This window comes from Kistimonas scapharcae (assembly GCF_039540975.1).
Taxonomy (GTDB): domain Bacteria; phylum Pseudomonadota; class Gammaproteobacteria; order Pseudomonadales; family Endozoicomonadaceae; genus Kistimonas; species Kistimonas scapharcae.
In genome coordinates this window covers 32,423-44,631 of record NZ_BAABFL010000478.1, presented here as the reverse complement: position 1 = coordinate 44,631, position 12,209 = coordinate 32,423, and the positions used below count along the sequence as shown (strand labels likewise).

Here is a 12,209-nt window from a genome sequence, read left to right as displayed (position 1 = left end):
TGATGGTCAGGGGTACTGCTCTTCGCATTGGCAAACAGAGTGTGCGCCATACACGGTGGTCCACCAGTGCCCTGTCCAGTTCCCATCCTCTGCATTACAGCGTGAAGGGCATTTAGCCTCTGCATCCGAATCACTCCAGATCGGCGCGGTATTTTCTGTGACAAAGACATCCAGAGGCGTGCACTGACACACAGAATGTTTGCCATAGACGATAGTCCACCACTGCCCATTCCACTTGCCATGCTCTGCGCCACAGCGGCCGGGGCACTCGGACAGGGCGTGTGTATCGCTCCAGATCGGATCCTTGTTTTTGGTGACAAAGGTTTCTGAACCGCCGCCCCCAGACGATGGCGTTGGTGTTGGCACCGGTGTTGGGGCTGGATACGGTGTAGGAACAGGAGCCTGCACGGGTTTTTGCGATGGTGTCGGTTTGGGAGCTGGAACCGGTGGAGGTGCTGGAGTGGGTGCTGGAACTGGCGCAGGCACGGGTGCTGGCGCTGGGGTCGGTGTTGGAACTGGCACCGGCACCGGCACCGGCACCGGAGCCGGCGCTGGTGGTGCAGTGGCAATGACGATATCTCCCGCCGTCGCTATGGGGGGCAGGTTTGACTGGGTTACAGGCAGGTTGGACACATCCGTAATACAATTATTAGCGCCGCAATCATTCCAGCGAATGGCGCCATCAATAAGATTACCGTGCAAAGTAAAGACCTGCTGCTCGGATTTATCCGGAAAAACGTCCTTTCTGATATAAACGTTGATTCTGAATTCTGTCGGTCCTGTTCGGATGGCTTCCAGGCGCTCCACGACCTTCATATTTTTACTGCTGTAGACGCGGTTCAGATTGGAGGGCAACGTCCGACGGGTGGAAACATGGGCTTCTACGGCCTGTCTGACCTCATAGGCCAGCTGGCTGGCCTCCATGACTTTCGCTCGGGTCGTGTATTTCTGGTAGGTAGTGACAGCAAACGCCGAGACCACGCCCATCACGAAGAGCACGATCATGGCTTCGACAAGACTGATCCCCTGGATTGAATGCTGTCCTTTATTCACGCTGGTACTGGCTTCTGATGGTGTTTATGGCCTATGCCATGAGAAACTGCCCCTAATATGTTGAGTTTAGGCGTATTTAACGTGCGGGAGCGCTTGAGGGATGTCGGGAAATGTAAAATGTTCAATAAAATCAAAAGGTTATAGGGTTTGTCCGTTGTTTTTCTGGTAACTCATTGTTTTTAAAAATATTTATTTTTTCATAGGACGGGGCGGTGAACCCGTATCGGGAGAATGGGTCAGATAAGTAGGGCTAAACGGGTAATACTATGATTTCCCAATTGGAAAATGCGCTGAGTTTGGGATAATAAACAGTTACCCTATGACTCTGGGCGGACGATGGCATGGGTTCACGGGCTGTGGCAGGTCAGGTACGAGGTGTCGGCGTTTTGACGATCCGGGGTAGACTGAAGTGAATGGTCTGGCCCAGAGAACTGGTTATTGATTCTTGAATGGTGGGAGAGTTACATGGCTCGTGGTGTTAACAAGGTTATCCTGATAGGCAATCTCGGTGGCGATCCGGAAGTCCGCTACACGCCCAATGGCAGTGCGGTCTGCAACCTGAGTCTGGCGACCAGTGAATCCTGGAAGGATCGCCAGACCGGCCAGCCGGTCGAGCGGACCGAGTGGCACCGGATCGTGGTATTTGGCAAGCTGGCGGAGATTGCAGGACAGTTCCTGCGCAAAGGCTCCAAAGTGTATATCGAAGGCAAGCTGCAGACCCGCAAGTGGCAGGATCAGCAGGGACAGGACCGTTACACGACTGAGATCGTGGTGGATATCAATGGTCAGCTACAGATGCTGGACGGCCGTCAGGACGGCATGGGCGGTGGTGACTACCAGCAGCAGAGTGCGCCTCGTCAGCAGCAGTCTTACCAGCAGCCTCAACAGCAGCAGGGCGGGTTTAGTGGCCAGCCTCAGCAGCAGGCGCCGCAACAGGCTCCCCAGGCGCAGCCACAGTCAGCACCGGCCGGCGGCTTTGATGATTTTGATGATGATATTCCGTTCTAAAAAATCTGGGTTTTAAATAACCACATAAGAAAAGGGCTTCGGCCCTTTTTTGTTTGGTATCAAGCAGGTTTATTCGGTTTCCCGTTACGGGTTATTGCTGACAGTCGATTGGCTGGGGATTGATATAAGTCAACAGTCTGCGTTCAAGGTTTTTTTAAACTTTAAACTCTCTTTTGTCTTCTGAATTCCCCATATTTTTATGAACAGCATCGAACCCTCTTACTTTGAGGCGCGTTCGCCTCTCGCTATGGCCGAGCTGGCGCAAAACGTCGCGATTGGTAAGGCTGAGAAAGCGTTATACAAGACCTTCGTTTTGGCGATCATGGCCGGTGTCTTTATCTCCCTGGCCGGTATGTTTTACACCATCGTCTCCACCGGTTCCCATGGCCCGAATGCATTGCCTTACGGTATCTCAAAGCTGATTGGCGGCATCTCATTCAGCATGGGTTTGATGCTGGTGGTCATGTGTGGCGCTGAGCTGTTTACCAGCAGCACCATGATCTCCATTCCCTGTGCATCTGGCCGCGTGCCGTTTTCTGCCATGGTCCGCAACTGGTGCGTGGTTTACCTGGGTAACTTCGTCGGCTCCATCGTTATGGTGTCGATGATTATTTATACCGGCCAGTGGCTGGGCGCCCATGGCCAGGTCGGTGCGTCTGCCATGTACATTGCCGATGCCAAGATGGGACACAGTTTTGGTCAGGCACTGGTGCTGGGCATTATGTGTAACATCATGGTCTGCCTGAGTGTCTGGATGAGCTACAGCGCCCGTAGCGCCAGTGGCAAGATGCTGGCCATGATCTTGCCCGTTGCCGCGTTTATTGCCGCAGGTTTCGAGCACTCCATCGCCAACATGTATCTGCTGCCGATGGGTTGGATGGTGCACAACCTGGGCGATGCCGCTTTCTGGCAGGGTATTGGCATGACACCAGCGGATTTCCCGCATATCACACTGCACAATATGATCTTCAACAACATCATTCCTGCCACCATCGGCAACATTATTGGCGGCGGTATCCTGGTCGGTTTGAGCAACTGGTTTGTATTCCTCAGAAAACACTGAGCCTGATACGTTGCGTTGATGCTGTTTGAAAACCGGCCATAGTGGCCGGTTTGCTTATTCATCTTTCCGGCTTATACACAGGTTCTCTTTTCATCACTGGATGTGATTTGTCTACTGGCGCGGCTGCCCGTTACACTGGTTTTTCACGAAAAAGAAAAATAAAACAGGAGTACGGGTATGCATGGCCTGATGATGGACCAGCCATTATTGATCAGCATGATCATGAAGTATGCCGAACAGGCGTTTCCGGAGTCGGAAGTGGTGTCGGTTACCCATGACCATCCTGAGCACCGCTATACCTATCGTGATGCGTTTCGCAGGGCCCGCAAGTTGGCCAATGCCCTTGATCGTCTGGGCATGCAACAAGGGGACCGGATAGCCACACTGGCGTGGAACGACTTCCGCCATTTTGAGCTCTATTACGGTGTCTCCTGTTCTGGGGCCGTTTTACATACCATTAATCCCCGGCTCTTTACGGATCAACTGGCTTATATCATCAATCATGCAGAAGACCGTTGGGTCTTTACCGATCCGCTGTTTATTCCACTGCTGGAAGGGTTACAGACAGAGCTTCCCAGTGTGGAAGGTTTTGTCATTCTGACCGATCAGGCGCAGATGCCAGACACTTCACTGAAAAATGCCATCAGTTATGAAGCCCTGATCAGTGATGAGACCGATGAGTACGAATGGCCGGTACTGGATGAACAGACGGCCAGTTCACTCTGCTATACATCGGGCACGACAGGTCACCCCAAAGGTGTGCTCTACAGTCATCGTTCTACCGTGATTCACGCCATCACCGCGGTGATGCCCTCGGTGGTGGGATTGTCTGATCGTGATGTGGTGATGCCCGTAGTGCCGATGTTTCATGTCAATGCCTGGGGCTTGCCGTATACGGCGCCTCTGGCAGGCGCAAGGCTGGTATTGCCCGGGCCTAAGATGGGCGACGGTGCGTCATTGCATCAGTTAATTTCACAGGAACAGGTTTCCCTTGCCCTTGGGGTTCCGACTGTCTGGCTGGCGTTACTGAATTTCCTCAAAGAGAGTGGCAAGGGTCTGGAAAGCCTGAGCCGGGTCATCGTCGGTGGCGCAGCCTGCCCGCAAAGCATTATGGATAGATTGCGTGAATACGGTGTGGATACCCATCATGCCTGGGGAATGACGGAGATGAGTCCCATTGGTACCCTGAATAATCTCAAAGCCAGTCTGTCCGATATTGCGCAGGACACCAAAGACGCATTACGTCTGTCACAGGGGCGTGCCATCTTTGGGGTAGCGATGAAAATCGTCAACGATACCGGTGAGCGTTTGCCGCATGATGGCGTTGCCGTCGGGGATCTCTATGTCCGCGGTCCGGGTGTTTGCAGTGCTTATTATCAGCGGGAAAGCGAAGTCAGCAATACCCACGATAAAGAGGGCTGGTTTGCCACCGGAGATGTGGCTGCCATAGATGATGAAGGTTATTTGCACATTACCGACCGGAGTAAGGATGTCATCAAATCAGGTGGTGAATGGATCAGCTCCATCGAACTGGAAAACCTGGCCATGAGTCACCCCGCGGTGGCTGAAGCCGCGGTTATCGCCGTGCCCCATGAAAAGTGGAATGAACGCCCCTTGTTGGTCGTGGTGAAACAAGCAGGTGAAACTCTCGACAAGACAAGTCTGCTGTCGTGGTATGAAGGCAAGGTGGCGCAATGGTGGATACCGGATGATGTCATCTTCGTTCATGAATTACCCCATACCGCCACGGGTAAAGTGAAAAAGCTGGCATTGAGAGAGCAGTTCGTCACAACCCGATAAACGGATAACTGTACAGGGCGAGGCTGGTCACCCGGCAACGGCCTGTGCAGTCTCCTGTTTGGCGCGAGTGACCGGCATCGACTAGGCTGACTGAATTTCATCAGTCAGCACTGACAAGGCGTATGGATTCCTTAATCTATGTGGTCGTCGATCCGGAATAAGATCATTCTGTTTACCATTGTCCCGATTACCCTGCTCTATGGATTGATTAGCGGCCTTCACATCTACCACACCTTCATTCTTTCCCGCCAGGATGTGGAAGAGATCCTGATCGATGAAACCCGACGCTACGCAGAATTGATTGATACACAGTTGCGTCAGATTCAGTTGCAGGGCGTATCCCTGAATCGCTATTTACGGTATGCCACCTTACCCGGCGCCAAATATGGGGTGTTGCCGATTGTTAAGGAGATACTGGCAGAAAACCCATTGATATACGGGATCGTGATGGATGATCCGGATAGTCATGATGAACCGTTGCTTTACCAGCTGGTCGATAATCAGCTCGTGACCAACCGGATAAGCGATACATGGCAGTTTCCGGATACGCACCCTTATAGCAGCTGGAGTCAGCCGATAGACATCTTGTTTTCTACCCAAAAGGTCATATTCCACCATCAACCGCTGGAACAGGGAGAAGGAATAGGCCTGCTGGTGAGGGTGTCTGATCTGATCAATTTATTAAAAGAGGATAATCCCAGAAAGCTGAAATTTGTCCTTGTTGACCGGCAGGCAAATTTCATTCATTCCGATATTCGTTCTACGATCGTTGATCGAACATTTCTGGATTCAGCACGAAGGCTCGGCGCGTCAGCGCTTGAGACACTGATTAGCGGCCCTTTGCGCGATGGCCAGGAGGCGCACACGACGGACAGATATAAGAGCTGGCGAGTCTGGTATTTCTCCAGTCCTGTACCGGCATCTGACTGGGCGCTGGTGGTCAAGATACGGGAAACGGCTGCACTTGCTGAGCATATACGTTATGCAATTGTGAGTGCCGTCTTGATGATTCTGTCATTGATTGTCATCAGTTGCTGTATCTGCAAGGTGTCCGGCACGATCACCCGGCCTTTGACGCGTCTTCGCCAGGCCGTTCGGCGTTTGGGTGATGGTGTCTGGCAGATGGATACCGACAGTTATGCGGATGATGAAACGGGTCACCTGGCCAGAACCCTATCGACGATGGCCAGACGACTGGAAGACCGGGAAGAGAGCCTTCGTCAACTGAGGGCCAGCAACATCAGCCGTATTGCCGAGCGGTTACGGGGCAAGTATATCTATTTTGTCTTTGATGACACGGGACGTATGACGTATGTCAGCTCATCCATATCAGAGATCCTGGGATATACGCCGCCGGAGTTTCTGTCGCGTCAGGCGGAACTGTTTCAGGCGTATGCGCTGGATGCTGAAGGTAAGTGCGTCATGAATGATGTCCTGCTGGGCCGCGCGATGGACCGTTTCATGCAGCTGGATATGCCACATAAGGATGGCACCTTACGCACGATGGAGGTCATCGGTGTGCCGGTGATTGAGCCGGGCAACCGTATCTCCGGTATGGAAGGCATGGCTCATGACATTACTGATATTGTCAGTGATTCCCGGCGCTTTCGCAGTTTGCTGGAGTCAGCGCCGGATGCGATGGTGATTGCCACGAATGCCGGTGATATCACGATGGCCAATGCCCGGGCTGAAGAGTTGTTTGGGTATGATCGCAAGACGTTGCTGGGACATTCTCTGGCGATATTGGGAACCTCAGAAGAGGACGAGAATATTGCGGAGCTGGTTCATCGGATTGTCAGCAATGAGCCTGTTGCTGGATTTGAAACGATCCTGCAAACACGACAGGGAGAGGTATTCCCGGCAGACATCACCTGTAATCGGCTGGATATTGATGACGAACGACTGGTTTCCATTGCTGTCAGGGATAGCACCGAGCGAAAGAAAACCGAAGCCGCGTTACGCCAGGCTCGTGATGATGCGCAGGTCGCGGACCATGCCAAAAGTGTATTCCTCTCAAACATGAGTCATGAGTTGCGTACCCCTTTGAACGGCGTGCTGGGATATACCCAGATCCTTTTGAAAAAAACACCCCTGACACAGCAGCAGCGCGAGAGTTTACTGGCCATAGAAAGTAGTGGTCAGCACCTGCTGACCATGATTAACGACATTCTGGATTTGTCAAAAATGGAGGCCAATGGTATCAAGGTGCGTATGGTGCCGGTAACGCTTCATAAATTGGTTGAAAGTGTCAAGCGTATCGTCGGACAGCGTGCTGACGCGAAAGGACTGGATCTCAGAGTTGTTGTGGATGAAGGTTTACCTGATTCGATTGTGACGGACCCTACCAAGTTACGACAGATTCTCATCAATTTGTTGGGCAATGCGATCAAGTTTACGGAAAGTGGTTATGTCATGCTGACATTGGCACTTAATGAACGACAGGTTTCGTTTTCTGTCAGTGACAGTGGCATTGGTATTGCCCAGGATGACCAGCAGCATATCTTCGCACCTTTTCTGCAAATTAATGCCTGCAGTCATCCGGGAGGAACCGGATTGGGTCTGGCGATCAGCCGCTGGCTGGTCAACGCTTTAGGAGGGGAACTCAGTGTGAGTAGTCAGCCGGGATGTGGAAGCACCTTTCATTTCAGCTTGCCGCTGACAGCTTTAAGCATGGCAACGCCTGGTGTTATTACTCAGGCCATTCTCGATCAAAGTGGTGACCTGGCTGTAGGAAAGACTGCCAATTCATTGAGAGTGTTGGTTGTTGATCCTTCCAAGACCCATCAAGAGATTATTTTTACCTGTCTGGATCATACTGGCGAGATCGTATACCAGGCAGCAAACGTTAATGCCGCCCTCTCTGAAATACGTAAACAGTTGCCTGATATGGTGTTACTGGCTGACGCTGTGTCAGTCTGCAATCTGGATGTACTGAAAACGATCAGGGCTATGCCAGAGAACGAGACGGTATGGCTCATTGCCATGTCTTCAGAAACCGATGACGCTTTCTCTCGACATATTCAAGGGGATGGTTTTGATGGTTATCTGGTTAATCCGTTTACACTGGAGCAATTTATCGGTTTGGTAGAAACATGCATTATGAAAAGCTTTGAAAATATCAATGCTTTCTGTTCATCGCATGAGAACAAACTGGATATAAGCCTTTTTGATGTATTGTCCAAGGCTGCAGAGCTGGGTGATATTAATCAGATGATGCAAGTGGTCGGTGAATTACAGATTCATAAAGGTACCCGCCAGCTTGCCAGACTGATAGGTTTTTTATGTCGTACGTTCAGTTTTGATCGACTTGAAAACCTTTCTCGTCGTTTTGCTGCAGATGTTGAGGCTCCGATTGTTTTATAGCCTCAGTGCTGCCCTGGTTCCTGTGGGCGACAGGAACCAGGTAGTGATGAAGGCCTAACAAGGAGTGAAATCTGCCCGTAAACAAGCGACTCTGTGTTGGGAATCGTTGAGGATTACGGTATCGGGTTTACTTTCAGCGCAGGATGCCAAAGCAATGGGGCAGCGAGTTCGGAACACGCAGCCGGACGGCGGAGAGATGGGTGACGGTAAATCGCCTTCCAGCAGCTCAATCTGTTTGCCTTTCTCCTTGTCCGGATCAGGCAGTGGCACTGCACTGAGAAGTGCCCTTGTGTAGGGATGTCTTGGATTACTGTAAAGTTCATCTTCGGTAGCTAACTCGGCTTCATTGCCAAGGTACATGACCAGTACACGATCGCTGATATGTTTTACCACGCTCAGGTCATGGGCGATGAATACCAGTGACAGCCCCATGGCTTCCTGCAGTTCTTTCAGCAGATTCACTACCTGTGCCTGTATCGACACATCCAAAGCGCTGACTGGTTCGTCGCAGATGACCAGTTTCGGTTTGAGAATCAGAGCCCGGGCGATGCCGACCCGTTGACATTGTCCACCAGAAAATTCGTGGGGATAACGGTTGATAACATTGGGCAGCAGTCCGACACGGTCCATCATCTGACGAACCTGCTGTCGTATCTCGTCCCGGGGCATGTTCGGGTAATAGTTGCGCAGGGGTTCCGCGATGATGTCGCCAATGGTCATCCTGGGGTTCAGTGATGCCAGTGGGTCCTGAAAGATCATCTGGATATCTTTTCTAACCGCTCTGAACGTTTTGTCGTCGCAGCCAACCAGGTTCTGGTTTTGCCAGAGAATTTCGCCAGACTGGGTTTTCACCAGGCCAATCAGTGCTCGCGCAAGGGTGGATTTACCACAACCGGATTCACCCACAATGCCCAGTGTTTCACCGGCGTAAAGATCAAAGCTGACACCATCAACGGCTTTCAGCATAGGCATGGGTTCCCACGGCCAGTCGCGGGACTTCGGTACAGGAAAATGAACCCGAACATTTTTAACCTGCAGAATCGGCTGTCTTGCGCTCATAAGACATCCTCCGTCGTATTATGGGTCCAGTAGCAGGCTTTTTGACGTTCGCCGTGGGTAACCAGTGCAGGTGTTGTTTGTCTGCATTCCGTCATGACATGAGGGCAGCGATCCTGGAATGGACACCCTTCGGGTAGTCTGAGCAGGTTAGGAGGGTTGCCGGGGATGGTAGGTAGTGTGGTATCGCTGCTGTCAATGCGGGGAATGGATTCCAATAGACCAATCGTGTACGGGTGCTCGGGGGTATAGAAAATATCCCGGGTGGAGCCATACTCCATGGTACGGCCGGCATACATGACCAGTACTTTGTCACAGATACCTGCGACCACGCCCAGGTCATGGGTGATCATGATGATGGCCGTATTGAAGTCTTGCTTCAGCTCGTTGAGCAGCGCCATGATCTGTGCCTGTACCGTGACGTCCAATGCGGTTGTCGGCTCATCGGCAATCAGGAGTTTGGGTTGGCACAGCAATGCCATGGCAATCATGACCCGCTGTCGCATACCCCCCGAAAACTCATGGGGGTACATCGCCATCCGTTTGCGGGCTTCAGGCATTTTGACCGCGTCCAGCATTCTGACGGATTCAGCAAACGCAGCGTCTTTGCTCATGCCTTTGTGCAGCATCAGGACTTCCATCAGCTGCTTGCCGACCTTCATGTAAGGGTTCAGGGAGGTCATGGGATCCTGGAAAATCATGGCAATTTTCTCGCCCCGGATTTTGTTGAGTACTTTCTCCGGCAGATTCAGGATTTCCTCGCCTTCAAATTTGGCGGAGCCCATTGTCCGACCGTTTTTGGCCAGCAGTCCCATGATGGCAAAAGCCGTCTGGCTCTTGCCTGAACCTGACTCACCGACAATCCCCAGGGTTTCACCCGCTTTGAGAGAAAAGTTCAGATTGTTAACCGCAGTCACTTCCCCGTCCGGGGTTGAAAAGTGGACTCGCAGATCTGTGACATCCAGCAAACTCATCGGGTACTCCATCAACGGTCTTTGGGATCCAGGGCGTCGCGCAGACCGTCACCCACGAAATTGAAACAGAACAGGGTTATCACCAGGAAGGCGACAGGAAACGCCAGCTGCCAGGCGGCAACTTCCATGGCCTGGGCACCTTCGTTGACCAAGGCTCCCCAGCTGGTCATGGGTTCCTGAACGCCGAGTCCCAGGAAACTGAGGAAGGATTCAAACAGAATCATGCCCGGTACCAGCAAAGATGCATACACCACCACAATACCCAGAACATTGGGCACGATATGCTGCAGGATCATACGATGGGTGGGGGTTCCACAGACTCTCGCGGCTTCAATAAATTCCTTGTTTTTCAGACTCAGGGTCTGGCCGCGAACGATCCGTGCCATATCCAGCCAGGATACCGCACCGATGGCGATGAAAATCAGCAGGATGGAACGACCGAAGAACGTCACCATCAGGATGACCAGGAACATGAACGGGAAAGACTGAAGAATTTCCAGGATTCGCATCATGATGCTGTCCGTCCTGCCGCCACTGAAACCGGCGATGGCGCCATACAGCGTACCAATCAGCACCGCAACCAGCGCGCCCATGATACCGACCATGAAGGAGATTCTGCCGCCCATCAGGGTGCGGACGAACAGGTCACGCCCCAGACTGTCAGTACCGAACCAATGACTGTTATCCAGAGCAGGGGGAACTGACATATTGGCCCAGTCAATTTCGTCGTAACTGTATGGACTGAGCATGGGGCCGAAGATCACCAGCAGGCCGATCAGGGCAAGAATCACCAGACTGGCAATGGCAGCCCGGTTTCGCAGGAATCGAGCCCGGGCATCCGCCCAGAGACTGCGGCCTTCGATTTCGATCGAAGGAGAGAGTTTGTCCGCCAATGCTTCCATGGCGCCGGTATTGAGTATGGGATCGGACTTGTTATTCATTAACGACATCAGCAATCACTCATAGCGTATCTTGGGATCAATCACGGCGTAGAGAATATCGACAATCGCTGTGAACAGGATGGTCAGTGCGCCGATGATGATGGTTAGTCCGAGTACCAGGGAGTAATCCCTGTTGAGTGCACCGTTGACAAAGTGCTGGCCGACACCGGGGAGACCAAACACCGTCTCAATAACCACGGAACCTGTGATAATCCCGACAAACGCCGGCCCCATATACGACACCACTGGCAGCAGCGACGGACGCAGGGCGTGTCGCAGGATGATGTGATGAAAGGGCAGCCCCTTGGCTTTGGCGGTCCGGATGAAGTTACTGTTCAGTACTTCGATCAGGCTACTGCGCTGAATCCGGGCGATGGCGGCAATATAGAGAATCGCCATGGCCGTTACCGGCAGCACCATGTATTGCCAGCTGCCATCATGCCAGCCGCCGGCAGGTAACCAGTGGAGTGTGACCGCAAACACCAGCACCAGCAGTGGCGCTATCACGAATGAGGGCAGCACAACGCCCGTCATTGCCAGCGACATGACCAGGTAATCCAGCCAGCTGTTTTGTTTGAGTGCCGCGAGTGTTCCGGCGCCAACACCGACCAGTACCGTCACGATAAAGGCTGCAACCCCGATTTTCAGGGATACCGGGAAACTCTGTGCGACCAGCTCGTTGACCGTGTAATCCTTGTATTTAAAGGAAGGGCCGAGATCGCCGTGGGCAAGATCCCGCAGGTAGTAGAAATATTGCTGGTAGAGGGGTTTGTCGAGGTGGTACTTGGCCTCGATATTTTTAAGGATCTCCGGCGGCAGGGCGCGCTCCCCGGTGAACGGGCTACCGGGCGCCATTTGCATCAGGAAGAATGAAATGGTGATCAGTACCAGTAACGTCGGTATGGCAATCGCCAGACGCTTGATGATGAATTTCAGCATACAGTGACCTTG

Annotated in this window: 9 protein-coding genes; 4 read left to right on the top strand and 5 right to left on the bottom strand. The window is 52.5% G+C overall.

What is annotated here, in order from left to right; translation table 11 throughout:
* Positions 1–6: 6 nt before the first annotated feature.
* Positions 7–1,053, bottom strand: coding sequence for a mannan-binding protein (locus tag ABD892_RS25770; RefSeq protein ID WP_345199214.1), 1,047 nt, complete (start codon positions 1,051–1,053; stop codon positions 7–9).
* Between the two features lie 465 nt (positions 1,054–1,518).
* On the opposite strand from ABD892_RS25770, the gene ssb reads away from it, so the two are divergent.
* The 4 genes from ssb (at position 1,519) to ABD892_RS25750 (ending at position 8,287) form a co-directional block, all read left to right on the top strand.
* The gene (gene ssb / locus ABD892_RS25765; protein WP_345199213.1) at positions 1,519–2,061 is read left to right on the top strand and encodes a single-stranded DNA-binding protein; all 543 of its coding nucleotides are present in this window, start codon (positions 1,519–1,521) and stop codon (positions 2,059–2,061) included.
* A 199-nt stretch (positions 2,062–2,260) separates the two neighbouring features.
* Positions 2,261–3,124, top strand: a complete 864-nt coding sequence (focA, locus tag ABD892_RS25760) for a formate transporter FocA (protein WP_345199211.1) — start codon at positions 2,261–2,263, stop codon at positions 3,122–3,124.
* Positions 3,125–3,301: 177 nt separating this feature from the next.
* A complete protein-coding gene (locus tag ABD892_RS25755; protein ID WP_345199210.1) occupies positions 3,302–4,924 on the top strand; it encodes a long-chain-fatty-acid--CoA ligase in 1,623 nt (540 codons plus the stop codon).
* 138 nt (positions 4,925–5,062) lie between these two features.
* On the top strand, positions 5,063–8,287 hold the full coding sequence (locus ABD892_RS25750) for a PAS domain S-box protein (RefSeq protein WP_345199209.1): 3,225 nt from the start codon (positions 5,063–5,065) through the stop codon (positions 8,285–8,287).
* Positions 8,288–8,341: 54 nt separating this feature from the next.
* Here the strand turns inward: ABD892_RS25750 and oppF are convergent, their stop codons facing one another.
* From oppF to oppB, 4 genes are read right to left on the bottom strand one after another with little or no spacing between them, the layout of a single operon-like run.
* On the bottom strand, positions 8,342–9,346 hold the full coding sequence (gene oppF / locus ABD892_RS25745; protein ID WP_345199208.1) for a murein tripeptide/oligopeptide ABC transporter ATP binding protein OppF: 1,005 nt from the start codon (positions 9,344–9,346) through the stop codon (positions 8,342–8,344).
* Positions 9,343–10,317 carry an oligopeptide ABC transporter ATP-binding protein OppD gene (oppD, locus tag ABD892_RS25740; RefSeq protein WP_345199207.1) on the bottom strand — a complete coding sequence of 325 codons (975 nt, stop codon included), beginning with the start codon at positions 10,315–10,317 and terminating at the stop codon, positions 9,343–9,345. The genes oppF and oppD overlap by 4 nt, the downstream gene beginning before the upstream one ends.
* Positions 10,318–10,328: 11 nt before the next feature.
* The gene (gene oppC, locus ABD892_RS25735) at positions 10,329–11,267 is read right to left on the bottom strand and encodes an oligopeptide ABC transporter permease OppC (protein ID WP_425559365.1); all 939 of its coding nucleotides are present in this window, start codon (positions 11,265–11,267) and stop codon (positions 10,329–10,331) included.
* A gap of 6 nt (positions 11,268–11,273) precedes the next feature.
* Positions 11,274–12,197 carry an oligopeptide ABC transporter permease OppB gene (oppB, locus tag ABD892_RS25730; RefSeq protein ID WP_345199204.1) on the bottom strand — a complete coding sequence of 308 codons (924 nt, stop codon included), beginning with the start codon at positions 12,195–12,197 and terminating at the stop codon, positions 11,274–11,276.
* Between the last annotated feature and the right edge of the window lie 12 nt (positions 12,198–12,209).

Coding starts and splice junctions, on each gene's coding strand:
- oppC (WP_425559365.1), bottom strand. CDS start 11,267: ATGTCGTTAATGAATAACAAGTCCGATCCCATACTCAATACCGGCGCC.
- oppB (WP_345199204.1), bottom strand. CDS start 12,197: ATGCTGAAATTCATCATCAAGCGTCTGGCGATTGCCATACCGACGTTA.
- ABD892_RS25755 (WP_345199210.1), top strand. CDS start 3,302: ATGCATGGCCTGATGATGGACCAGCCATTATTGATCAGCATGATCATG.
- oppD (WP_345199207.1), bottom strand. CDS start 10,317: ATGAGTTTGCTGGATGTCACAGATCTGCGAGTCCACTTTTCAACCCCG.
- ABD892_RS25750 (WP_345199209.1), top strand. CDS start 5,063: ATGTGGTCGTCGATCCGGAATAAGATCATTCTGTTTACCATTGTCCCG.
- ssb (WP_345199213.1), top strand. CDS start 1,519: ATGGCTCGTGGTGTTAACAAGGTTATCCTGATAGGCAATCTCGGTGGC.
- focA (WP_345199211.1), top strand. CDS start 2,261: ATGAACAGCATCGAACCCTCTTACTTTGAGGCGCGTTCGCCTCTCGCT.
- oppF (WP_345199208.1), bottom strand. CDS start 9,346: ATGAGCGCAAGACAGCCGATTCTGCAGGTTAAAAATGTTCGGGTTCAT.